The sequence below is a fragment of the Rathayibacter sp. AY1A2 genome (assembly GCF_002930935.1).
GTDB lineage: Bacteria > Actinomycetota > Actinomycetes > Actinomycetales > Microbacteriaceae > Rathayibacter.
On the sequence record NZ_PSTP01000012.1, the window covers coordinates 58,804 to 81,784 of the forward strand.

Genomic DNA, 22,981 nt, shown 5'->3' on the forward strand with positions numbered 1-22,981 from the left:
ATCAGATGTCGTCGACGGAGGACGACTCGAACCGGGAGGAGATGTTGATGCCGAGCTCTTCCGCGGCGCGGTAGACCTCGTCATCGGTGTCGCGCAGGCTGACCGCGGTGCCGTCGGCCGAGAGGACCTCGACGTTCAGGCACAGGGACTGCATCTCCTTGATGAGGACCTTGAAGGACTCCGGGATGCCGGGCTCCTGGATGTTCTCGCCCTTGACGATGGCCTCGTACACCTTCACGCGGCCGAGGATGTCGTCCGACTTGATGGTGAGGAGCTCCTGGAGGGCGTAGGCGGCGCCGTAGGCCTCGAGGGCCCACACCTCCATCTCGCCGAAGCGCTGTCCGCCGAACTGCGCCTTACCACCGAGCGGCTGCTGGGTGATCATCGAGTACGGGCCCGTCGAGCGCGCGTGGATCTTGTCGTCGACGAGGTGGTGCAGCTTCAGGATGTACATGTAGCCGACCGAGACCGGGTCCGGGAAGGGCTCCCCGGAGCGGCCGTCGAACAGCTGCGTCTTGCCGGACGAGCCGATCAGGCGCTCTCCGTCGCGCGTCGGGGTGGTGGAGTCGAGGAGCCCTGCGAGCTCCTCCTCAGCCGCGCCGTCGAAGACGGGGGTCGCGACCTTGGTGCCGGGCGCCGCCTCGCGGGCGTGCTCGGGCAGGCGCGCGGCCCACTCCGGCTGACCCTCGACCTTCCAGCCCTGCTTCGCGATCCACCCTAGGTGGATCTCGAGGACCTGGCCGAAGTTCATGCGGCCGGGGACGCCGAGCGGGTTGAGGACGATGTCGACCGGGGTGCCGTCGGCGAGGAACGGCATGTCCTCGACCGGCAGGATCTTCGAGATGACGCCCTTGTTGCCGTGGCGGCCGGCGAGCTTGTCGCCCTCGGTGATCTTGCGCTTCTGGGCGATGTAGACGACCACGCGCTGGTTGACGCCCGAGCCGAGCTCGTCGTCGCCGTCCTGCGCGTCGAACACCTTGACGCCGATGATCGTGCCCTGCTCGCCGTGGGGCACCTTCAGCGACGTGTCGCGGACCTCGCGGCTCTTCTCGTTGAAGATCGCGCGGAGCAGGCGCTCCTCGGCCGAGAGCTCGGTCTCGCCCTTGGGCGTGACCTTGCCGACGAGGATGTCGCCGGGGCGGACCTCGGCGCCGATGCGGATGATGCCGCGCTCGTCCAGGTCGGCCAGGAGCTCCGGGCTGACGTTGGGGAGGTCGCGGGTGATCTCCTCCTTGCCGAGCTTGGTGTCGCGGGCGTCGACCTCGTACTCCTCGATGTGGATCGAGGAGAGGACGTCGTCCTTCACCAGGTTCTGGCTGAGGATGATCGCGTCCTCGAAGTTGTGGCCCTCCCACGGCATGAACGCGACGAGCAGGTTCTTGCCCAGCGCGAGCTCGCCGTTCTCGGTGGCGGGGCCGTCGGCGACGACCTCGCCGACCTCGATGCGCTCGCCGGCCGAGACGACCACGCGGTTGTTGTACGAGGTGCCCTGGTTGGAGCGGTCGAACTTGCGGAGGAAGTAGGTCTGCGTGCCGCCCTCGTCCAGCTGGACGGTGACGGAGTCGGCGGAGACCTCCTGGACGACACCGGCCTTGTCGGCGGTGATGACGTCGCCGGCGTCGATGGCCGCGAAGCCCTCCATGCCGGTTCCGACGACGGGCGACTCGCTGCGCAGCAGCGGGACGGCCTGACGCTGCATGTTCGCGCCCATGAGCGCGCGGTTCGCGTCGTCGTGCTCGAGGAACGGGATCAGCGAGGTCGCGACCGAGACCATCTGGCGCGGCGAGACGTCCATGTAGTGGACGCGCTCGGCGTCGACGAGCTCGACCTCTCCGCCCTTGGGGCGGACCAGGACCTTGCCCTCCGCGAAGCGGAAGTCCTTCGTGAGGGGGGCGTTCGCCTGGGCGACCAGGTACTCGTCCTCCTCGGACGCGGTGAGGTAGTCGATCTGCGAGGTGACGGTGCCGTCGACGACCTTGCGGTACGGGGTCTCGATGAAGCCGAACGAGTTGATGCGCGCGAAGGACGCGAGCGACCCGATCAGGCCGATGTTCGGGCCTTCCGGGGTCTCGATCGGGCACATGCGGCCGTAGTGCGAGGGGTGGACGTCGCGGACCTCGACGCCGGCGCGCTCACGGGAGAGTCCGCCGGGGCCGAGCGCCGACAGGCGGCGCTTGTGGGTCAGACCCGCGAGCGGGTTGTTCTGGTCCATGAACTGCGACAGCTGGCTGGTCCCGAAGAACTCCTTGATCGCGGCGACGACGGGGCGCACGTTGATCAGGGTCTGCGGGGTGATCGCCTCGATGTCCTGCGTGGTCATGCGCTCGCGGACGACGCGCTCCATGCGGGACAGTCCGGTGCGGACCTGGTTCTGGATCAGCTCGCCGACCGCGCGGATGCGGCGGTTGCCGAAGTGGTCGATGTCGTCGACGTCGAGACGCAGCTCGACCGGCTCGCCGTCGCGCACGCCGGGGAGGGCGGTGCGGCCGTCGTGCAGGGCGACCAGGTACTTGATGGTCGCGATGATGTCCTCGACCGTGAGCACCGAGTCGGACAGCGCCTTGTCGATGCCGAGCTTGCGGTTGATCTTGTAGCGGCCGACCTTCGCGAGGTCGTAGCGCTTGGAGTTGAAGTAGAAGTTGTCCAGCAGCGCGCGGGCGGCCTCGGCGGCGACCTGCTCGCCCGGACGGAGCTTGCGGTAGATGTCGCGGAGGGCGTCCTCCTTGGTGAGGATGTTGTCCTTCTCGAGGGTCAGCTCGATCGACTCGTAGCCGGCGAACTGCTCGAGGATCTCCTCGCTCGTCAGGCCGAGGGCCTTGAGGAACACGGTGACCGACTGCTTGCGCTTGCGGTCGATGCGCACGCCGACCTGGTCGCGCTTGTCGATCTCGAACTCGAGCCAGGCGCCGCGGCTCGGGATGACGCGGGCGGAGTAGATGTCCTTGTCGGACGTCTTCTCCTGCTGGCGCTCGAAGTAGACGCCGGGGCTGCGCACGAGCTGGGACACGACGACACGCTCGGTGCCGTTGATGATGAACGTGCCCTTCTCGGTCATCAGCGGGAAGTCGCCCATGAAGACCGTCTGGGTCTTTATCTCACCCGTGAGGTGGTTCATGAACTCGGCCTCGACGTACAGCGGAGCGGCGTAGGTCTTGCCGCGCTCCTTGCACTCCTCGATCGTGTACTTCTCGGGCTCGAGGTACGGGTTCGTGAAGCTCAGCTGCATCGTCTCGCTGAGGTCCTCGATCGGGGAGATCTCCTCGAAGATCTCGTCGAGGCCGGAGTTGGCGGGGAGGTCCTCCCGGCCGGCGGCCTTCGCCTCGGCGACGCGGGTCTTCCACGCCTCCGAGCCGACGAGCCAGTCGAAGCTCTCGGTCTGCAGCGCGAGCAGATCCGGAACGGTCAGGGTGTCGCTGATCTTGGCGAACGAGAGACGCGAAGCTCCGCGTCCGTTCTTGGGTGAGGTGGTGGTCGCGGTGGACGCAGCAGCCAAGGAAGGAACCTCCGTAGACCCTCGCGGGTCTCAATCTGTGGGATGTGTGGAGTGGGCTCCCGCCGGACGGGCCGCCACCCCTGCCCGCACGCCGTGCGGACCGAGGCGACTCGGTCTTGGGGGCGGGGCTAGAGTGTGGCAACGGCATCCACCATCTGATGCCGGGTTCCGGTGACCTGCCGACCGCGATATGAGGGCATGGGTACTCGGGAGCGCAAAGTACGAATATAGCCGCATCGCGCCACGCCGCGCAAGTGCGGATGCTTGCGCCGCCCCGCGGGGTCCGGTATACGAGGCCGCGGCCTCCCGGATCGATCCGACCGGGCCGGGCGCGGAGCCCCGCCGTCCCGCCGCCGCGGCAGACTGGTCGGATGCAGGAACGCACCGGCCGCCGACGCGGAGACGACTCCGAGCACCCCCGCGCCGTGCTCGCCAGCGGGTACACCGCGCGGATCGAGCCCGACCGCCACTCGCCCGAGGCGGCGACCCTGGTCGTCGACGGCACTCCGCAGTCGCACGTCGACCTCGCGGATCCGACGCACCTCTCGTTCGAGTACGTCCGCCGGATCGGCCACGCGATCGACCTCGTCGCCCCTGAGGGCGAGAGCGTCACGGCGCTCCACCTGGGCGCCGGAGCGCTGACCCTCCCCCGCTACGTCGCCGCGACCCGGCCGGGCTCGCGCCAGCAGGTCGTCGAGATCGAGGGCGCTCTGGTCGAGCTGGTGCGCGAGGCGCTCCCGCTTCCCCGCGGGGCGCAGATCCGCATCCGCCAGGGCGACGCCCGCGAGGTGCTCGGCAAGCTGCCGCCCGGGCTGCGCGGCACGGTCGACGTGGTCGTCGTCGACATCTTCTCGGGCGCGCGCACTCCCGCGCATGTGACCAGCGCCGAGTTCTACGGGGCGATCGCGCCGCTGCTCGCCCCCGGCGGCCTGGTCGCGGTGAACGTGGCAGACGGCGGCGCGCTCGCCTTCGCCCGCGCCCAGGCCGCGACGCTCGCCTCCGTCTTCGCGCACACCGCGATCATGACCGACACCCAGATGCTCAAGGCCAAGCGCTTCGGGAACGTGGTGATGCTCGCCTCGGCCGATCCGCTGCCGCTCGACGGCCTGCCGCGGCGCCTCGCCTCCGACCCCGCGCCCTCCAAGCTGGTGCAGGGGCGGGAGCTCGAGAACTTCATCGCCGGCGCCCTCGTCGTCACGGACGAGACCGCCACCCCGTCGCCGCTGCCGGCGCGGAGCATCTTCCAGGTGCGACGGGGCTGACCCGGGCCGCGCGTCGGGGCGCCGTCCGGGGACCCGCCGGTACACTCGACGCCGGGGTCAGCGACCCCGACCGTCCTCTCGTCCGCCGCGCGCGACGATCCGGATCCGCACTCCACGAGGAAGCATCGCCCTGAGCATCATCATCCGCCACGACCCCGCGACCCTCCACGAGGAGATCGACGTCGACGCCGCCCAGGAGCGCCTGGAGGAGATCGGCGCGCTGCGCAGCCTCGCCGCGCTCACCGAGAAGGCGGAGCTGCTGCGCCTGCTCGGGCGCGTCGACGAGGCGTGGGACCTCGCGAACGAGGCCGTCCGCCGCACCCGCTTCTCCGGCGACCGCGCCGAGCTGCTCACCGCCCGCGTCCGCCGCGCCCGCCTCATGCAGCTGCGGGGCCGCACCGACGAGGCCCTCTCGGAGCTCGCGCTCTGCGTCGAGGAGGCCCGCACGCACGAGTGGCACCTCGAGCACTCCTTCGCGCTCAAGCACCGCGGCCTCACCTTCTTCGAGCTGGGCGAGTACGGCCGGGCGATGCGCGACTTCGACGCCGCGACCGCCCTCGGCGAACGCGTCGGGGTCCCCGAGGAGGAGCTCGAGGTCGCGCGCCTGGGCTACGCCGCCGCCTCCGAGTTCCAGGACGGGACCGACCGCGAAGCCCGCACCGACGGCACCGCCCGCGGCCGCCGCCGCGCCGACGGCGACGAGTCCTAGGCAGCGCCACCGGTGGCCGACCTCGAGGACGTGGCCCGCTGGGCCGACGCGCTGATCGAGGAGCACCTCGACCCCTCCTGGTCCTTCGCGCTCGACCACGCGCGCACCCGCGGCGGCGCCTGCCACTGGACGCGCCGCCGGATCACGGTCTCGCGCCACCTCGCCGCCCGCTGGAGCGACGAGGAGGTCCGGCAGACCCTCCTGCACGAGGTCGCGCACGCGCTCGCCGGGCCCGACGCCGGGCACGGACCGCCGTGGCGGCGGATCGCGGCACGGCTCGGCTACACGGGATCGCGCACCCACAGCAACCCGACCGCGGACGAGCTCGCGCCGTGGGTCGGCACCTGCCCGGGCGGACACCTCTTCTACCGCCATCGCCGGCCCACCCGGCCCCTGGCCTGCGGCCGCTGCGCGCGCCGGTTCGAGCCCGCGAACGCGATCCAGTGGCGGCGCCGACCGGTCCCGGCGCCGTGACCCCGGACGAGGCCTCTCACGGCGGCCGCACGCCGGTCACCGGGCAGTGGCTCCCCGAGGCCGACGGCCGGCGCTGGTTGTTCGACTCCGGAAGCCTCGCACTCGACTTCGCCACGACCGGAGCACTGCCTCCGGGAGCGGCCGAGCACCTCGACTCCGATGCCGCCCTGGCCGCCTGGCTCGCCGAGCGCTTCGAGGCGGTCGTCCCCGAGAGCCGGGACGCGCGCCTCGACGACGCGCTGATGCTCCGAGGCGCGATCGCCCGGCTGGCCGTCGCGGCCGAGGCGGGCACCGCGCCCGACCCGCGCGACGTCGACGTGGTCAACCTGGTCGCGGCGATGCCCGATATCCCGCCGGTGCTGAGCGGCGGATCGCGGCAGGCAGGACGGCTCCACGCGGCGGGCAGGCAGGCGCTCGCGTCCATCGCCCGGGAGGCCGTGGGGCTGCTGGGCCCGGCCGTGGCCGGACGGCTGAGGCGCTGCGCGGATCCGGAGTGCCGGATGCTCTACCTCGACACGTCCCGAGCCGGGTCGCGCCGCTGGTGCTCGATGCAGCGATGCGGGAACCGGTCGAAGGTCCGGGCGTACCGGGCGCGCGCCGCCGCCCCGCGCGGCTGACGCACCGCCGCGGCACCGGGAGCGGCACCGCGGCGGGACGGGTCAGTCGGAGACGCGGACCGAGCGGTCGAAGGCGACGTAGCCCGAGAAGTCCTTGCCGACGCGGTCGAACGCCGTCGGGTAGGGGTGCGGGTACGACCAGGCCTTGTCCTTCTGCAGGCCGTCGCCGGTCTGCACCGAGAAGTACTGGCACTCGCCCTTCCACGGGCAGGTGTAGGGCGTAGGGCTCTCGACGAGCACGCCCTCGGCGATGCTCGACGGCGGGAAGTACCAGTTGCCCTCGATCGAGATCAGGTCGGAGTCGGGGGCGTCGGCGAGGACGACGTCGTTGAGGACGGCTTTCATGCGGGCCAGCTTTCGGTCGGGGCGGGGACGGAGGGACCGCCTCCGCCGAACGCTACGCCGGGGGCGGGCGAGTGGTCGAGGCGGCGGCTCGGATCCGCAGGGGCTTGTGCGCTCCGCGGACGCCCTGCACCGCTCGGAGGCCGCGCCCGCCGGAGCGGCGGGTCAGCGGAGGACCGCCACCTCGTCGACGGTGTCGACCCGGGCAGCGGCCCGGACCTCGTCCGCCCGCCCCTCGGCGGCGAGCAGGCGGCCGGACTCGGACGCGGTGAGCAGATGCGCGCACGCCCGGCGCAGGCCCTCGTAGGACGCGCAGGCCACCGCGGCCTCGGGCGAGACGTGGTCGATGCCCAGCCCGATGAGCGCGTCGACGACGGCGCCGGCCGCCAGCTGGTCCTCCATCGCGAACCGCGCCGCTCCGCTGTCATCGATGTCGCCGAGGGCGATCACGTTGACGCTGGTGCGCCCGCCGTTCTCGTGCTGGCGCTCCAGGATCCAGCGGGCGACGGCCGAGCGGTCGGCCAGGCCCGCGCGGACGACGCGGCCCTCCACTCCCCCGAGGTCGGGGCTCTCGCCTCCGGGCAGAGCGTCGACGAGCACCGTGACGTGGGCGGGGGCGAGCACGCGGAGGGCGCGGGCCCCCCACTCGAAGCGGATCTGGTAGGTCGACTGGTCGACGGAGGCGGCGGGAGCGGTCACCCTGACACGGTAGCGAGCACCGGAGGCGCATACACGTCCGGGGCTCCGCGCGCACCCGGTTCCCGCGCCGGGGCGGGCGGAGGAGGATGTCCCTCGTGAAGGTGATGCTCAAGCACGTGCTCGACACCGACGCCGACTCCGCCTGGCGCGCCCTGCAGAGTCCGGCCGTGTTCCGGGAGGTGATGTCCCCGCTCCTGACCGCCGCGTCGCTGGACGAGGGCGGCTTCCGCCCGACCTGGGGGCTCGGCTCCCACGAGGTCGCGATGGACGCCCTCGGGATCGTGCCGATGGGCGCGCAGGAGATCGACCTCTCCTACCGCCGCGTCCCCTCGATGCCCGACGTGCGGATCCTGCGCGACAGCGGCGGGCCCCTCACCGGCTCCCTCCGACTGATCACCGCGTGGGACCACCGCATGGCCGTCGCCCCGCTCCCCGACGGGCGCACGCTCTTCCGCGACCGCCTCGAGTTCTCGGCGGGCCTCGCCTCGGCCGCGCTCTGGCCGTCGATGTGGGCGTTCTGGCAGTGGCGCGGCATCCGCATCCGCTCCCTCGCCCCGTCCTGGCGCCACGATGTCGGTGCCGACACCCGCCCGCGCGGGGAGTCCGCCGCATGAGCCCCGACGGTGTCGCCGAGGAGGAGACCGAGCTGTCGCGCTCGGAGCTCCTGCGCCTCCAGTGGCCCTCCGCCGACGAGGAGGAGCAGGACGACGACGGCGTCTCGCCCCGCCGCCGCCTCACGACTGCGGTCGAGGTGTCGGACTGGCGCCGCCATGTCCAGGCCCTCTACGCGGAGGTGCGCCGGCTCTCGAACGTGGACCTGCTCGCCGCGCACGCGTCCTGGATCCGCGGGCGCAACGCGCTCTTCGCGCAGCACCCCTCCACCCCCCTCCTTCCGGCCGACCGCGCGCACTTCCGCTCGCTGCCGATCGCGCCCTACGACGCAGCCTGGCGCTTCGAGCTCGAGGTGGCCCCCGCCGAGGAGGCGCGGCGGATGGACGTGGAGACCGGCACCGACGGCACCGTCCCCTTCGAGCTGATCGGCACGGTCGAGGTGCCGGACGCCGGCAGCCTCGACGTCTGGCGCCTCGCGTCCTACGGCGGAGGCCTGTTCCTGCCGGTCAAGGACGCCCTCGCGGGGACACCCGGCGGCACCTACGGCGGTGGCCGCTACCTCCTGGACACCGTGAAGGGCGCCGACCTCGGTCCGGGCTCCGCCCCGGGGACGCTGGTCCTCGACTTCAACTTCGCCTACAACCCCTCCTGCGCCTACGACCCGGCCTGGGCCTGCCCGCTCGCCCAGGCGGGCAACCGGCTGCCGGTCGAGGTGCCGGTCGGCGAGCGCTACCGGGGCTGACACCGACCCTGGACGTTTTCGGAGGGGCGGCCGATAGCCTCCGGGCGGCGGCGTCGTGCGCCGGAAAGCAGGAAAGCCGCATGCCCCGTCCCGTCCTCCTCGTCACCGGAACCTCCACCGGCATCGGCCGCGCCACAGCGATCGAGGCCGCGCGCGCGGGCTGGCGGGTGGTCGCCACCGTGCGGGATCCGGAGCGGGCGGAGGGCCTGCGCGCCGCCGCCGCCGAGGCACGCGTCGAGCTCGACCTGCGGGCGCTCGACGTGACCGACGCGGACTCCGTCGCCGGCTGCCTCCGCGCCGTGGAGGAGGAGCTCGGCGGTCTCGACGCCCTCGTGAACAACGCCGGAGCCGGCCACCTCGGCACCCTCGAGCTGGAGGATCCGGAGGAGCTGCGCCGCGTGATGGAGGTCAACTTCTTCGGCACCGTCGCGGTCACCCGCGCCGCGATGCCGATGCTGCGCTCGTCCCGCGGTCGCATCGTCACCGTCTCGAGCGTCGGCGGCGCGATCGGGCAGCCGTTCAACGAGGACTACTGCGCGGCGAAGTTCGCGGTCGAGGGGTTCTTCGAGGCGCTCGCCCCGGTCGCCGCCTCCGTCGGCGTCCACGTGTCGCTGATCGAGCCGGGAGCGGTCCGCAGCAGCTTCGTCGAGAACGTCGGCATCGACGCGGCGGCGATGCTCGCGCAAGCCGGCCCCTACTCGCCGGCGCTCGGCGCCTACCTCGACCGCGCCGCGTCGTCCTTCTCCTCGACCCACGCGCAGGACCCGTCCGACGTCGCCGCCGTCATCCTGAAGACCCTGCGCGACCCGGAGCCGGCCTTCCGCGTGCAGACCTCGGACTGGGCGGGCGACTTCGTCGGGACCAAGCTGAGCGACCGCGACGGCTCCCGCGTGCAGGCCGCGATGCGCGGATGGATCGGCATCCACTAGAGTGGGACGGTGCGAGCGCAGCGACTGCGCTCCCCCGCGTCGTAGAACGCCCCTTGTCCCCTAGGACTCTGACCGTCGAGGATCCGTCCCGACCATCTGGCGCACGTGCATGAGGCCCCCGGCCGCGCGCACCGAATCGTACGGCGAACGGATGTGACCACCGTCACCTTCGCCCGAACGCCGATCACCCGCGCCCCGGCCACCGCCCGCGCGTCCTCGATCGGCATGATGCCCCCGAAAGGCACCACTCCATGTCGAACACCCCCCTCTCCTTCAGCGCCCTCGGCGTGCCGGCCCCCCTCGTGGCCGCGCTCACAGCGAGCGGCATCACCGAGCCCTTCCCGATCCAGGTCGACACGCTGCCCGACACCCTCGGCGGACGCGACGTCCTCGGCCGCGGCAAGACCGGCTCCGGCAAGACCCTCGCCTTCTCCATCCCGATGATCGCCCGACTCGGCGGCTCGCTCGCCGGCGGACGCCGCCGCCCCGGCCGCCCGCTCGGACTCGTCCTCGCGCCGACCCGCGAGCTCGCCACGCAGATCACCGCCGCGATGCAGCCCCTCGCCGACGCGTACGGCATCGTCACCACCACGATCTTCGGAGGCGTCTCGCAGCAGCGCCAGGTCGCCGCGCTCAAGCAGGGCGTCGACATCGTCGTGGCCTGCCCGGGCCGCCTCGAGGACCTGATGAAGCAGGGCTTCGTGAACCTCGACGCCGTCGAGATCACCGTCCTCGACGAGGCCGACCACATGGCCGACCTCGGCTTCCTGCCGGTCGTCACGCGCATCCTCGACAAGACCCCCCGCGGCGGGCAGCGCCTGCTGTTCTCCGCGACGCTCGACAACGGCGTGGACAAGCTGGTCAAGAAGTACCTCCAGAACGAGGTGCTCCACTCGGTCGACGAGGCCAACTCGCCGGTCGCGCTGATGACCCACCACGTGTTCGAGGTCGACGGCCTCGACGCCAAGAACGCTCTCGTGAAGACGCTCGCGTCCGGCACCGGCCGCCGCATCCTCTTCATGCGCACCAAGCACCATGCGAAGAAGCTCGCCAAGCAGCTCACCGGCCAGGGCATCCCCGCGGTCGACCTGCACGGCAACCTCTCGCAGGTCGCCCGCGACCGGAACCTCGCCGCGTTCGGCGCCGGCACCGTCAAGGTCCTCGTCGCCACCGACGTGGCCGCCCGCGGTGTGCACGTCGACGACGTCGAGCTCGTCATCCACGTCGACCCGCCGATGGAGCACAAGGCGTACCTGCACCGCTCGGGCCGCACCGCCCGCGCCGGCAGCGAGGGAGACGTCGTCACCGTCGTCCTGCCCACGCAGCGCAGCGACGTGAAGACCCTCCTCCGCAAGGCCGCGATCCAGGTCGCGCCCCAGCAGGTGACGGCCGACTCGGCCGCCGTCGCGAAGCTCGTCGGCGACGTCGCTCCGTACGTCACCCCCAGCGCCGTCGTCGAGCCCGTCCGCGGCCAGTCGCAGGGCGGACGCTCGCAGGGCGCCAACGCGCAGCGCAAGCGCGCGGCCCGCACCGAGGGCACCGCCGCACCCCGCGGCGGACGCTCGACGGGTGCCGCGACCGGCGGAGGCGACCGCCCCCGCCGCGACCGCACCGCCGCCGAGGGACCCGCCCGCGGCGGCGCCCGCGGAGGCCGCAGCCGCTCGGCCGCCGGTGCCCCCTCGACCTCGGGCGGATCGCGCTCGTTCTACAGCACCGCGACCGGCGGAGCGGCCTCGGCCGCTCCCGCCCGCGAGTCCGCCGGCGGCGGCGCCCGCCGCGGCGGCCGGCGCGCGCAGGGCTGAGTCCGATTGTGCGCCGCGGAGCGGCGCACCGCGGTCGGCTTCAAGCACGGTTGCGACGCGCAGAGCGTGTCGCGACCGGCTAGGCCGATCCGCTCGCACGCGGATCGACCGTTCGCCTCGAGGGGAGCGGCTGGTCCGGGGGCTGGGCGATCGGTGATCGCACGTCAACGCTCGTCCTGATCAGGGCGCCGACATCACGAAGGGCCGGGGCCCGCGACTACTGGTCGCGGGCCCCGGCCCTTCGTCGTTCACGCTTCACCTCTTCGAGCGGAGTCCCGCGCAGGGAGCTCCGGAAGTCCTCACCGCGTCCTGATCAGGCGATTCCCTGCTGCGCCGTCGTCGGGCAGGGGCGCCGCCTCTCCTCGCCCGGTCACAGAGGTCCCGTGGACGCCGGTTCCACGAGCCGAACGGCCGGCTCGCGCGCGAGCGAATCGGTCCAGGCGGACGCCCGACGCTCCAGCCGGCCCGCCATCCTTGCAAGCCGACCGCGGCGCGCCGATATCGGTGCGCAGAAGGGAGCACCGCGGCCGATCCGCGCCGCTAGGACAGGCGGCCGACGGAAGCGAGCGCGGCGCGGATCAGCGCGCCCCGCCCGCCCTCCATCTCGGCGGAGATCGCGTCGGAGCAGGCCTCGTCGGGGGTCATCCAGGTGAGCTCGAGGGCGTCCTGGCGGGGGTCGCAGGTGCCGGTGACGGGCACGACGTAGGCGAGGGAGACCGCGTGCTGGCGGTCGTCGGTGAACGGTCCCATGCCGGGCATCGGGAAGTACTCGGCGACGTGGAAGGGGAGCGGGCTCGCCGGGAGGAGGGGGAAGGCCATGGGGCCGAGATCCTTCTCGAGGTGGCGGAACAGCGCGTCGCGCAACGTCTCGCCGTACATCACGCGGCCCGAGACGATCGTGCGGGTGATCTGGCCGGAGGGGGTCGCGCGCAGGAGCACGCCGACCTCGGTGACCTGCCCGAGCCCGTCGACCCGGACGGGCACGGCCTCCACGTACAGCAGCGGGAGCCGCCGGCGGATCTCGGCGAGTTCGTCGTCGGACAGCCACCCGGAGTTCGGGTCAGGGGTGCGCACGCTCATGCAGCCATTCTCACCCTTCGCGGCTGGTGTTCCGACCGGCGGCGGCGATCCCGCACTCAGGGGGATGATGGTGCGATGGGAATCGACGCGAACGCGGTGCTGTGGTCCTCCTCCGAGCGCGACCGCGTCGGCAGGCCCCTCCTGGTGCTGCTGCACGGCTACGGCTCGCACGAGGGGGACCTGTTCTCGCTCGGCGCCTACCTGCCGCTGGAGCCGGTCCTCGCGTCCCTCCGGGCGCCTCTCGCCCTGGGCGGCGGGGCGAACGCGTGGTGGCCCCTCCGTGTCCCGCTGGTGCCGGACGAGCCGCGGGCCGATCCCGAGGCCGTCGAAGCGGCGGCGGCGGGGGTGATCGAGTGGCTCGACGGTTTGGAGCACCCGGGCCCGGTGGGGCTGCTGGGCTTCTCCCAGGGCGCCGCGCTGGCGGTGCAGCTGCTGCGGCGCGCGCCGGGCCGCTTCGCCTTCGCGGTCGCCCTGTCCGGGTTCGTGGTCCCGCTCGCCGAGGGCGACGACGCTGACGAGCGGCTCGCCCGCGAGCGTCCGCCGGTGTTCTGGGGCCGCGGGACGCTCGACACGGTGATCCCGGAGGAGCTCGTGCGGGACGCGGCGGCCTGGTTCCCGGAGCACACGGCGCTCGACGCCCGGGTCTACGAGGGCGTCGCCCACGGAGTCGGGCAGGCCGAGCTCGCCGACATCGGCACGTTCGTGCGTCTCGGCTTCGCCTGACGGGCGGACTCCCCCGCGTCAAGGGCTCGCCCCCGGGCCGCGGCCCCGGCAATGTCGGAGGTGGCAGGGAGGATGGATTCATGCCGGACATCCTCGAGCGCTTCTCCCCCGCCACGCGCGCGTGGTTCGAGGGCGCGTTCCCGGCGCCGACCGCCGCCCAGGAGGGCGCCTGGTCGGCCATCTCGAGTGGAGCGCACGCCCTCGTGGTCGCTCCCACCGGCTCCGGCAAGACGCTCTCGGCCTTCCTCTGGGCGATCGACCGGCTCGTGCAGGGCCCGCCGCCGGAGGATCCGCAGCACCGCACGCGCGTGCTCTACGTCTCGCCGCTGAAGGCTCTCGGCGTCGACGTCGAGCGCAACCTCCGCTCGCCGCTCGTCGGCGTCACCCAGACGGCGCTGCGGCTGAGCGCCGAGGGCATCGGCAGCGCGCCGGCCACGGTCACCGTCGGGGTGCGGTCGGGAGACACGCCCGCCGCCGAGCGGCGCGTGCTGCAGAAGACGCCGCCGGACATCCTGATCACGACCCCCGAGTCGCTCTACCTCATGCTCACCTCGGCGGCGCGCGAGTCGCTCCGCGGCGTCGAGACGGTCATCGTCGACGAGGTCCACGCGGTCGCGTCGACCAAGCGCGGGGCGCACCTCGCCGTCTCCCTCGAGCGGCTCGACGCCCTGCTCCCGAAGCCGGTGCAGCGCATCGGCCTCTCGGCGACGGTGCGTCCGCGCGAGGAGGTGGCCCGGTTCCTCGCCGGCCGCTCCCCGGTCGCGATCGTGGCTCCGGCGTCCGAGAAGCAGTGGGACCTCAGCGTCGTCGTCCCGGTCGAGGACATGTCCGAGCTGGGGACGGCGGCTCCGCAGGACGGATCGACGATGGGGGCCACCGGTCCGCAGAGCGGGTCGATCTGGCCGCACGTCGAGGAGTCGATCGTCGACCGGGTCCTCGCGCACACCTCCTCCATCGTCTTCGCGAACTCCCGCCGCCTCGCCGAGCGGCTGACCGCCCGGCTCAACGAGATCTACGCCGAGCGCCGCGAGCTCGCCGCGGAGCGGGCGCGCGAGGCGGGCGAGCCCGTCGCCGTCGGGGCCCTGCTCGCCGAGGCGGCCTCCTCCTCCGTCCGCCGCTCCCCGGCCGAGGCGATGGGAGCGGCCGGGGGCACGAGCGGCAGCGGGCAGTCCGCGCCCGACGAGGAGCCGCTGCTCGCCCGCGCCCACCACGGCTCGGTGAGCAAGGAGCAGCGCGCGATCATCGAGGACGACCTGAAGTCCGGCCGCCTGCGCTGCGTGGTCGCGACCTCGAGCCTCGAGCTGGGGATCGACATGGGCGCGGTCGACCTCGTCGTCCAGGTCGAGACGCCGCCCTCTGTCGCGAGCGCCCTGCAGCGCGTGGGTCGAGCCGGCCACCAGGTCGGCGAGGTCTCGCGCGGGTCCTTCTACCCCAAGCACCGGGCCGACCTTCTCCACTCCGCCGTGACGACGGAGCGGATGCGCTCGGGCCTGATCGAGGCGATCGCCGTCCCCGCGAACCCGCTCGACATCCTCGCGCAGCAGACCGTCGCCGCGACCGCCCTCGAGAGCCTCGACGTGGACGACTGGTTCGACACCGTCCGCCGCAGCGCCCCCTTCGTGTCCCTGCCCCGCTCCGCCTACGAGGCGACCCTCGACCTCCTCTCGGGCCGCTACCCCTCCGACCAGTTCGCGGAGCTGCGGCCGCGGCTCGTCTGGGACCGCGACGCGAACACGCTCACCGGCCGGCCCGGCGCCCAGCGCCTCGCCGTCACCAGCGGCGGCACCATCCCCGACCGCGGGCTCTTCGGCGTGTTCATGGTCGGCGAGCCGGGCTCGACCGGCAACCGCGTCGGAGAGCTCGACGAGGAGATGGTCTACGAGTCCCGCGTCGGCGACGTCTTCGCGCTCGGAGCCACCAGCTGGCGCATCCAGGAGATCACCTACGACCGCGTGATCGTGACGCCGGCGTTCGGCGAGCCAGGGCGCCTCCCGTTCTGGAAGGGCGACTCGCAGGGGCGCCCCGCCGAGCTCGGCGAGGCGATCGGGGCGTTCACCCGCGAGGTGGGCGCCGCCGCCCCCGAGACGGCCCGCGAGCGCTGCACGGCGGCCGGGCTCGACGAGTACGCGACCAACAACCTCCTCTCCTTCCTCGACGAGCAGCGCCTGGCCACAGGGCAGATCCCGGACGACCGCACCCTCGTGCTCGAGCGCTTCCGCGACGAGCTGGGCGACTGGCGGCTGGTGCTGCACTCCCCGTACGGGATGCAGGTGCACTCGCCATGGGCGCTCGCCATCGGCGCTCGCGTCCGCGAGCGGCACGGCGTCGACGGAGCGGCCATGGCCGGGGACGACGGCATCGTCGTGCGGATCCCCGACACGGAGTCGGAGCCGCCGGGCTCCGAGCTGTTCCTGTTCGAGCGCGAGGAGCTGGAGCAGCTGGTCACGAGCGAGGTCGGCGGCTCCGCCCTCTTCGCCGCCCGGTTCCGCGAGTGCGCGGCGCGGGCGCTCCTGCTCCCGAGGTACAACCCGGGCAAGCGCTCCCCGCTCTGGCAGCAGCGGCAGCGGGCGGCGCAGCTGCTCGACGTCGCCCGCACCTACCCGACCTTCCCGATCATCCTCGAGACCGTCCGCGAGTGCCTCCAGGACGTCTACGACCTGCCCGCGCTGCTCCGGCTCGCCGCGCGGCTGGACGGGCGCGAGCTGCGGATCCTCGAGGTCGAGACGCCGACCGCCAGTCCGTTCGCGCGGTCCATGCTCTTCGGCTACGTCGCCGCCTTCATGTACGAGGGCGACAGCCCGCTCGCCGAGCGCCGTGCCGCGGCGCTCTCGGTCGACGCGACGCTCCTCGGCGAGCTGCTCGGCCGGGCGGAGCTGCGCGAGCTGCTCGACCCGGCCGTCCTCGCGCAGATCGAGCGCGAGCTGCAGCGCGTCGAGCCCGAGCGCCGCCTCCGCGGGCTCGAGGGCGCCGCCGACCTGCTCCGGCTGCTCGGCCCGCTGACGCTCGACGAGCTCGGGGAGCGCCTGGTCGACGAATCGGTCGCCTCGGCGGACGTCGCGAAGGCGCCCGCGATCGAGCGCGCGGTGCTCGAGGCCGACGTGGCCGCGCTCGTGAAGGCCAAGCGCGTCCTGCCCGTGGGCCTCGGCGGTGAGCAGCGGTACGCCGCGATGGAGGACGCCTCCCGGCTCCGCGACGCTCTCGGCGTGCCCCTGCCGATCGGCGTCCCCGTCGCCTTCATCGACCCGGTCCGCGATCCGCTCGGCGACCTCGTCGCCCGCTACGCGCGCACCCACGGCCCCTTCACCGCCGCCGCCGTCGCCACCCGCCTGGGCCTCGGAGTCGCGGTCGTCACCGACACCCTGCGCCGCCTCGCGGGCGAGCGCCGCGTCTCGGAGGGCGAGTTCCGCCCCACCGGCACCGGGACCGAGTGGTGCGATGCCGAGGTGCTGCGCCGCCTGCGCAGCCGCTCTCTCGCCGCACTCCGCAAGGAGGTGGAGCCGGTGGACGCGGCCGCGTACGCCCGCTTCCTCCCCGCCTGGCAGCACGTCGGCGGCTCGCTCCGCGGCATCGACGGCGTGGCCTCCGTGATCGACCAGCTGGCCGGCGCGCCCATCCCCGCGTCCGCCTGGGAGTCGCTGATCCTGCCCGCCCGGGTGCGCGACTACTCCCCCGCGATGCTCGACGAGCTCACCGCGACCGGCGAGGTCCTCTGGGCCGGCGCGGGCACCCTGCCCGGCAACGACGGCTGGGTGAGCCTCCATCTCGCCGACACGGCAGGGCTGACCCTCCCCGTCCCCGCCGCCGAGTCCGTGACCCTGACCGAGCTCCAGCAGGAGATCGTCGGCGTGCTCGGCTCGGGCGGCGGCTACTTCTTCCGCCAGCTCTCCGACGCGGTCGGCTCCACCGACGACGCGGGCCTCGTCGAGGCCCTGTGGGAGCTGGTCTGGGCCGGGCTCGTCACGAACGACACCCTGGCGCCGCTGCGCACCCTCGTCGGCTCGACCGGCGGCGCCCACCGCCAGCCGCGCGCCCCCGCCCGCGCCCGCGCGCCCCGGGGCCGGATGACCGCCCGCCCCACGATGGCCACCCGCGTGGGGCCGCCGACCGCCGGCGGCCGCTGGTCGATCGTGCCGCTCGCGGAGTCGGACGCGACGAGACGCGGGCACGCGCTCGGCGAGACGCTGCTCGAGCGGTACGGGATCGTCACCCGCGGCTCCGTGCAGGCCGAGGGCGTCCTGGGCGGCTTCGCCCTCGCCTACAAGGTGCTGAGCGGCTTCGAGCAGCAGGGCCGCGCCCGGAGGGGCTACTTCATCGAGAAGCTGGGAGCAGCACAGTTCGGCACAGCCGGCAGCGTCGACCGGCTCCGCACGTTCGCCCCGCAGGACGAGGCGCAGGAGCGCTCACGACCGGTGCTCGCGCTGGCGGCGACCGACCCCGCCAATCCGTTCGGCGCCGCTCTGCCGTGGCCGCAGGGCGAGGGGCACCGCCCCGGTCGGAAGGCCGGCGCGCTGGTCGCCGTCGTCGACGGAGCGCTCGCGGTCTACCTCGAGCGCGGCGGCAAGACCGCCCTCACCTTCACCGCCGACGAGGCGGCCCTCGCCGACGCGGCCGGCGCCCTCTCGCAGCTCGTCCGCTCCCGCGGGGTCGAGAAGCTGACCGTCGAGAAGATCGACGGCGTCTTCGCGCTCGGCACGCCCTTCGGCGACGCCCTCGTCGCCGCCGGCTTCGTCGCGAATCCGCGCGGCCTGAGGATGCGCTCGTGAGCGCCGGAGGGAGCCCGCGTGCCCGAGGGTGACACCGTCTACCGATCCGCCCACAACCTCGCCGAGGCGCTGGACGGCGAGGTCCTGACCCGGTGCGACGTCCGCGTGCCGAAGTACGCGACGGTCGACCTCACCGGCGAGACGATCGACGAGGTCGTCCCCCGCGGCAAGCACCTGCTGATGCGGGTCGGCGACGCGCTGATCCACTCCCACCTCAAGATGGAGGGCAGCTGGCACCTCTACGCCCGTGGCGAGGGCGAGCGGCCGAAGTGGCACCGGCCGGCGTTCCAGGCCCGGATCGTCCTCGAGACCGAGGACTGGCAGGCGGTCGGCTTCGAGCTCGGACTCCTCGAGATCGTCCCGCGCTCGGCCGAGGAGGACGTGGTCGGCTACCTCGGCCCCGATCTGCTCGGCGCCGACTGGGACGCGGACGAGGCGTTGCGACGCCTGTCCGCCGATCCGGAGCGGCCGATCGGGCTCGCGTTGCTCGACCAGCGGATCATGGCCGGACTCGGCAACGTCTACCGCGCCGAGCTGTGCTTCCTGCGCGGCGTGCTGCCCACGCTCCCGGTCGGCGGGAGCGGCGACCTCGTGCGCACCATCGCGCTCGCGAAGCGGCTCATCACCGTGAACCGCGAGCGGATCGAGCGCACGACGACCGGCAACCTGCGCCCGGGCCAGCAGCTCTGGGTCTACGGCCGCGACCGCAAGCCGTGCCGGCGCTGCGGCACTCCGATCGAGCGCGGCGAGCTCGGCGACGACGAGCTGCAGCTGCGGGTCACCTACTGGTGCCCGAACTGCCAGAGCTGAGGGGCTACTCCTCGACCGCGGAGCGGCGCCCGGGGACGTGCTTCTCGTGGACGCCGACGTCCGTCAGGCGCTCGATGCGGTCGACGTGGCGGCCGGGCTCGCCGCCGTCCGCGACGATCCAGCTGCCGACGAGGAGGAACCCGTCGCGGCCGCCGGCCGTCAGCGGGCCCGTGATCGTGAACGACCCGAGCGCCGGAGTCGAGAACGCCACGCGCACCGGATCCCCGTGCTCGAGTCCCTCGGCCGAGCGCTCCCCGCCGACCTCGTCAGCGTCCGGAGCCAGGGCGATGCTCTGGATCTCGGTCCCCGTGCCGAGGAAGACGTCCGCGACGACGAGCTCGCCGCCGACGGCCTGCCGGACGACCCCCTCGATCCCGTAAAGGCCGTAGCGCGGGGAGCGGACGAGGACGCGCACCGAGTCGCCGATCGCGACCTCGGCGAGAGCACCCCGGATCGAGGCGACGTCCCTCCGCGCGGGAGGGGCGGACAGGGCGTCGAGGATCGGGCTGGGCATCCGATCAGGGTAGCCGCTCCGGGAGCGCACCCGCCCGGCGGATCGGCGGCGGATCCCGGCCGGCTGAGGCGCCGGGTCGCATCGGCCGCCGACGCCGCGCGCGAGCGGCGGAGCACCGGCCGGAAGGCTCCGGCACCGCGAGACCCCGGCACTGCGGCGACACCGGCACCGCCGGGAGACGCCGGTACTGCGGCAGGCGCAGTCACCGCCGGGAACGACGAAGGCCCCGCCTGAGCGGGGCCTTCGGACGATGCGGAGTCGGTGGGATTTGAACCCACGGAACCCAATAAAGGGTTCTCCACCTTAGCAGGGTGGTGCACTCGACCGGACTATGCGACGACTCCCGAGCGCCCGCTGGCGGACGCACGACGACCATCATAACCGCACCCGCGAGGGCCTCGCGACACGGGCGCCCGCCCCTCCGCGGGAAGGCGAGAAGCCGCCTACTGGTCCGACAGGGGCCGGCCGATCGTGCAGGTCTCCTGCTGTGCGGTCTGCCCGGAGACGTCGCTCGGGAGGGTGACCGGCCCGTCGGGTGCGCTCGTCGCGGGGGCGTCGGTCGCGGGGGCGTCGGTGGCCGGCGACTCCGTGGCCGCCGGAGCGTTGGTCGCCCCGGGCTCCTCCCCCGTCGACTGCGAGCCGCCGCCGGTGGTGCCGCTCAGCGCGATCGGCTGGTCGGCGAGGAGCGCCGCGTTCAGCGCCGCCGCCGCGTCCTCGCTGGGGTACACGCCGTTGCCGTCGATGAAGGTCGGGTACTGCACGAAGACCACGTTCGCGAGGTCGACGTCCTTCACCGCGAGGCCGATCGACACGAGGGTGTTCACGTTCTCGAGCGAGGTGGAGAGCTGCATGTTCGAGACGGCCGCCTTCGCGAGGCCGTAGAGGTTCACCGGGTTCGAGAGCGTCGACGCGCTCTTCACCTTGCGCACCAGCGATGAGAGGTACACCTGCTGGCTCGAGATGCGGGTGAGGTCGCTGCCGTCGCCGACGCCGTGCCGGGTGCGGAGGAACGCCAGCGCCTCGGCGCCGACGAGCGTGTGCGTGCCCGCGTCGAGGTTCAGCCCCGTGTACTCGTCCTGGATCGGAGTGGCGACGCAGACGTCCACTCCGCCGACCGCGTTCGACATCTCGATGACGCCCTCGAACTGGATGAGCGCCGCGTAGGGGATCTCGAGCCCGGTCAGCTGCTCGACCGTCTGCACGGTGCACGCCAGCCCGCCGGCCTCGAGCGAGGTGTTGATCTTCGCCGAGTCCACCGCGTCCGAGACGGCGCCAGTGGCCGGGTCGGTGCAGGAGGGGATCGGGACGTAGAGGTCGCGGGGGAAGCTGACGACCTCCACGGTCGAGTGGTCGGCCGAGATGTGCATGAGCATCGTGACGTCGTTGAGGTTCTCGGCACGCTCGCCGTAGGCCCCGGCGGCCGATCCGTCGGCGCTGTCGCTGCCGGCGAGCAGGATGTTGACGCCGCCCTCGATCGCCCCGATCCCGGGCACGTCGCCTCCGCCCGAGTCGATCCCGAGGTCGACGGACGGACGCGCGCTCCCCGCGATCAGCGAGGCGGCGATCGCCACGATGCAGACCACGCTGAGCACGCCGACACCCACGCAGGCCGCGAGGATCCGCGCGGCGAAGCGCATGCCGCTCGGGCGGCGCAGGCGGCCGTGCCGTGCTGCTGTGGTCCGGGTGGACGCGCGTTCGCTCATCGGGTCGTACTCTCTCTCGGCTGCGGGACGCGTGTCGTCCCGGAGTCAGCGCGCGAGGTGGAGAGCACCCGTGGTGCCGCCCGCCCTCGGCTCAGCCGAAGAAGCCGACCGAGCAGGTCTGCTGGTCGGCGCTCTGGCCGGTGACCGATTCTGGCAGGGCAACCTTGGATCCGTCCTCGGGAGTCGCTGCAGGAGTGCCGGGTGCAGGAGTGCCGGGTGCAGCCTCGGCCGTCGCCAGCGGATCCGCGGTCGCCGGGCCGGACGGAGCGGCGGTGTCGGCCGGAGCCGCGGCCTCGCCCTCCACGGTCGCGCCGGCCCCCGTGCCGCCGGTGATGGCGATGGGCTGATCGGTCTGCAGGGCGCTCGCCAGGACGTCGCCCGCGGCGCGGTCCGGCTCCACTCCGCTCGGAGTCGCCCCGGTCGGGTACTGCGCGAAGACGACGTCCGCGAGGTCGACGTCCTTCAGCGCGAGTCCCATCTGGACCATCGTGTTCACGTTGTCGAGACCGGTCGAGAGCGTCATGTTGCCGAGCGCCGCCTTCGCGAGCCCGTAGAGCGCGACCGGGTTGAGGAGGGTGTCCGCGCTCTTGATCCGGCGCACGAGCGCCGAGAGGAAGACCTGCTGGTTGCTGATGCGGGTCAGGTCGCTGCCGTCGCCGATGCCGTGGCGGCTGCGGAGGAACTGCAGCGCCGCCATGCCCTCGAGCGAGTGCACGCCCGGCTCGAGGTAGGTGTTCGTGTAGGGGTCCGCGATCTCGGTCGCGACGCAGACGTCGACTCCGCCGACCGCGTTCGACATCTCGATCACGCCGTTGAACTGCACGACCGCGCCGTAGTCGACCCGGACGCCCATGAGGTCCTCGACGACCCCTGCCACGCAGCCGAGGCTGACGTCGCTGCCCATCGCCTCGTTGATCTTGGTGTCGTACCGGGCGGGGATCGTCTCACCCGTGGCGGCGTTCACGCACTCCGGGATGTCGACGTACATGTCGCGGGGGAAGCTCACGACCGTCGCGTTGCTGTGGTCGGCCGAGACGTGCATCAGCATGTTGACGTCGTTGAGGACGCTCGTCTCCTCATCGGGGTCGCCGTAGGCGTCGCCCTGGCCCTTCCGCGAGTCGCTGCCGACGACGAGGACGTTGAAGCCGCCCTCCAGTGCGCCGATCTCCGGGGCGCCTCCGGCCTCGACGCTGGAGCCGGCCGCGCCCGGGTGCAGGTCGACCGAGGGCTGCACGGACTGGACGATCAGCGTCGCCGCGATCGCGACCACCGACACCGAGGCGACCACACCGACACCGCCCACGAGGGCGGCTCCCTTCACCAGGGTCCGCGCGAGGGTGTGCCGCTTCTGGCGGCCGTGCCGCACGAAGGGGCGCGGCGTGCGCGGAGTGTCGCGAGTCTGTGTCGAAGGGCCCGTGCGGCGCATCCGTCTCCCGGTGTCGAGGCGTCAGTGGTGCGGAGGTGAGGGCCGGGCGTCGATCCCGGGCGTCGCGCAATCCTATACAGGGGGCTGGCGCGTTCCTAAGGAGAGCGGGCAGGCCTCCGTCGTCGCGCGCCAGGACGGGCGTCGGAAGACGCCATCGAGAAGCGGTGCGAAGAACGGGGCTCCGTGGCGGAGGGCGTGGGATTCGAACCCACGAGACGTTTCCGCCCACCAGTTTTCAAGACTGGCTCCATCGGCCGCTCGGACAGCCCTCCCGGCCGCTC

Annotated in this window: 18 protein-coding genes and 2 tRNA genes; 11 read left to right on the plus strand and 9 right to left on the minus strand. The window is 73.1% G+C overall.

Annotated features, from left to right (window positions below; genetic code table 11):
- Position 1 precedes the first annotated feature (1 nt).
- Complete coding sequence (gene rpoB, locus C5B93_RS11295; protein WP_104224581.1) at positions 2–3,493, minus strand: DNA-directed RNA polymerase subunit beta; 3,492 nt, start codon at positions 3,491–3,493, stop codon at positions 2–4.
- Positions 3,494–3,864: 371 nt separating this feature from the next.
- On the opposite strand from rpoB, the gene C5B93_RS11300 reads away from it, so the two are divergent.
- From C5B93_RS11300 to C5B93_RS11315, 4 genes are all read left to right on the plus strand, one after another.
- Positions 3,865–4,755, plus strand: a complete 891-nt coding sequence (locus C5B93_RS11300; RefSeq protein WP_104226766.1) for a spermidine synthase — start codon at positions 3,865–3,867, stop codon at positions 4,753–4,755.
- Between the two features lie 379 nt (positions 4,756–5,134).
- Positions 5,135–5,464 carry a hypothetical protein gene (locus C5B93_RS17280; RefSeq protein WP_181027192.1) on the plus strand — a complete coding sequence of 110 codons (330 nt, stop codon included), beginning with the start codon at positions 5,135–5,137 and terminating at the stop codon, positions 5,462–5,464.
- 12 nt (positions 5,465–5,476) lie between these two features.
- The gene (locus C5B93_RS11310; RefSeq protein WP_104233929.1) at positions 5,477–5,938 is read left to right on the plus strand and encodes a SprT-like domain-containing protein; all 462 of its coding nucleotides are present in this window, start codon (positions 5,477–5,479) and stop codon (positions 5,936–5,938) included.
- Positions 5,908–6,555 carry a CGNR zinc finger domain-containing protein gene (locus C5B93_RS11315; protein WP_258068205.1) on the plus strand — a complete coding sequence of 216 codons (648 nt, stop codon included), beginning with the start codon at positions 5,908–5,910 and terminating at the stop codon, positions 6,553–6,555. Before C5B93_RS11310 ends, C5B93_RS11315 begins: the two co-directional genes overlap by 31 nt.
- 42 nt (positions 6,556–6,597) lie before the next feature.
- On the opposite strand, the gene C5B93_RS11320 is transcribed toward C5B93_RS11315, so the two are convergent.
- The gene (locus C5B93_RS11320; protein WP_104224584.1) at positions 6,598–6,900 is read right to left on the minus strand and encodes a DUF427 domain-containing protein; all 303 of its coding nucleotides are present in this window, start codon (positions 6,898–6,900) and stop codon (positions 6,598–6,600) included.
- 162 nt (positions 6,901–7,062) lie between these two features.
- Positions 7,063–7,596, minus strand: coding sequence for a 2-phosphosulfolactate phosphatase (locus tag C5B93_RS11325; RefSeq protein WP_104292493.1), 534 nt, complete (start codon positions 7,594–7,596; stop codon positions 7,063–7,065).
- Between the two features lie 86 nt (positions 7,597–7,682).
- Here C5B93_RS11325 and C5B93_RS11330 point away from each other — a divergent pair, with 86 nt between their 5' ends.
- The 4 genes from C5B93_RS11330 to C5B93_RS11345 all read left to right on the plus strand — a co-directional run bounded on the left by C5B93_RS11330 (position 7,683) and on the right by C5B93_RS11345 (position 11,681).
- On the plus strand, positions 7,683–8,210 hold the full coding sequence (locus tag C5B93_RS11330; RefSeq protein WP_104238079.1) for a hypothetical protein: 528 nt from the start codon (positions 7,683–7,685) through the stop codon (positions 8,208–8,210).
- On the plus strand, positions 8,207–8,950 hold the full coding sequence (locus C5B93_RS11335) for a DUF1684 domain-containing protein (protein WP_104260906.1): 744 nt from the start codon (positions 8,207–8,209) through the stop codon (positions 8,948–8,950). Before C5B93_RS11330 ends, C5B93_RS11335 begins: the two co-directional genes overlap by 4 nt.
- 80 nt (positions 8,951–9,030) lie before the next feature.
- A complete protein-coding gene (locus C5B93_RS11340) occupies positions 9,031–9,879 on the plus strand; it encodes an SDR family oxidoreductase (RefSeq protein WP_104233932.1) in 849 nt (282 codons plus the stop codon).
- Between the two features lie 251 nt (positions 9,880–10,130).
- Positions 10,131–11,681 (plus strand): DEAD/DEAH box helicase, encoded by a 1,551-nt coding sequence (locus C5B93_RS11345; protein ID WP_104225114.1) that lies wholly within the window; start codon positions 10,131–10,133, stop codon positions 11,679–11,681.
- A 540-nt stretch (positions 11,682–12,221) separates the two neighbouring features.
- On the opposite strand, the gene C5B93_RS11350 is transcribed toward C5B93_RS11345, so the two are convergent.
- Complete coding sequence (locus C5B93_RS11350) at positions 12,222–12,761, minus strand: NUDIX hydrolase family protein (RefSeq protein WP_104225113.1); 540 nt, start codon at positions 12,759–12,761, stop codon at positions 12,222–12,224.
- A gap of 75 nt (positions 12,762–12,836) precedes the next feature.
- On the opposite strand from C5B93_RS11350, the gene C5B93_RS11355 reads away from it, so the two are divergent.
- From C5B93_RS11355 to C5B93_RS11365, 3 genes are all read left to right on the plus strand, one after another.
- A complete protein-coding gene (locus tag C5B93_RS11355) occupies positions 12,837–13,484 on the plus strand; it encodes an alpha/beta hydrolase (protein ID WP_104260904.1) in 648 nt (215 codons plus the stop codon).
- A gap of 80 nt (positions 13,485–13,564) precedes the next feature.
- Positions 13,565–18,247, plus strand: a complete 4,683-nt coding sequence (locus tag C5B93_RS11360; protein WP_104292494.1) for an ATP-dependent helicase — start codon at positions 13,565–13,567, stop codon at positions 18,245–18,247.
- Between the two features lie 18 nt (positions 18,248–18,265).
- Positions 18,266–19,057, plus strand: a complete 792-nt coding sequence (locus C5B93_RS11365; RefSeq protein ID WP_104292495.1) for a DNA-formamidopyrimidine glycosylase family protein — start codon at positions 18,266–18,268, stop codon at positions 19,055–19,057.
- A gap of 4 nt (positions 19,058–19,061) precedes the next feature.
- Here the strand turns inward: C5B93_RS11365 and C5B93_RS11370 are convergent, their stop codons facing one another.
- From C5B93_RS11370 to C5B93_RS11390, 5 genes are all read right to left on the minus strand, one after another.
- Complete coding sequence (locus tag C5B93_RS11370; protein ID WP_104233937.1) at positions 19,062–19,571, minus strand: hypothetical protein; 510 nt, start codon at positions 19,569–19,571, stop codon at positions 19,062–19,064.
- 253 nt (positions 19,572–19,824) lie between these two features.
- Positions 19,825–19,915, minus strand: a tRNA-Ser gene (locus C5B93_RS11375).
- Positions 19,916–20,014: 99 nt separating this feature from the next.
- On the minus strand, positions 20,015–21,274 hold the full coding sequence (locus C5B93_RS11380; protein ID WP_104292496.1) for an LCP family protein: 1,260 nt from the start codon (positions 21,272–21,274) through the stop codon (positions 20,015–20,017).
- A gap of 91 nt (positions 21,275–21,365) precedes the next feature.
- Entirely contained in the window at positions 21,366–22,595 is a 1,230-nt protein-coding gene (locus tag C5B93_RS11385) for an LCP family protein (protein WP_258059994.1), read from the minus strand.
- Between the two features lie 289 nt (positions 22,596–22,884).
- Positions 22,885–22,972 (minus strand) — tRNA-Ser (locus C5B93_RS11390).
- Between the last annotated feature and the right edge of the window lie 9 nt (positions 22,973–22,981).

Bases quoted from the DNA above. Each gene is read 5' to 3' on its own strand.
- C5B93_RS11300 (WP_104226766.1), top strand. From the start codon at position 3,865: ATGCAGGAACGCACCGGCCGCCGACGCGGAGACGACTCCGAGCACCCC.
- C5B93_RS17280 (WP_181027192.1), top strand. From the start codon at position 5,135: ATGCAGCTGCGGGGCCGCACCGACGAGGCCCTCTCGGAGCTCGCGCTC.
- C5B93_RS11320 (WP_104224584.1), bottom strand. From the start codon at position 6,900: ATGAAAGCCGTCCTCAACGACGTCGTCCTCGCCGACGCCCCCGACTCC.
- C5B93_RS11330 (WP_104238079.1), top strand. From the start codon at position 7,683: ATGTCCCTCGTGAAGGTGATGCTCAAGCACGTGCTCGACACCGACGCC.
- C5B93_RS11335 (WP_104260906.1), top strand. From the start codon at position 8,207: ATGAGCCCCGACGGTGTCGCCGAGGAGGAGACCGAGCTGTCGCGCTCG.
- C5B93_RS11340 (WP_104233932.1), top strand. From the start codon at position 9,031: ATGCCCCGTCCCGTCCTCCTCGTCACCGGAACCTCCACCGGCATCGGC.
- C5B93_RS11345 (WP_104225114.1), top strand. From the start codon at position 10,131: ATGTCGAACACCCCCCTCTCCTTCAGCGCCCTCGGCGTGCCGGCCCCC.
- C5B93_RS11350 (WP_104225113.1), bottom strand. From the start codon at position 12,761: ATGAGCGTGCGCACCCCTGACCCGAACTCCGGGTGGCTGTCCGACGAC.
- C5B93_RS11355 (WP_104260904.1), top strand. From the start codon at position 12,837: ATGGGAATCGACGCGAACGCGGTGCTGTGGTCCTCCTCCGAGCGCGAC.
- C5B93_RS11360 (WP_104292494.1), top strand. From the start codon at position 13,565: ATGCCGGACATCCTCGAGCGCTTCTCCCCCGCCACGCGCGCGTGGTTC.
- C5B93_RS11370 (WP_104233937.1), bottom strand. From the start codon at position 19,571: ATGCCCAGCCCGATCCTCGACGCCCTGTCCGCCCCTCCCGCGCGGAGG.
- C5B93_RS11380 (WP_104292496.1), bottom strand. From the start codon at position 21,274: ATGAGCGAACGCGCGTCCACCCGGACCACAGCAGCACGGCACGGCCGC.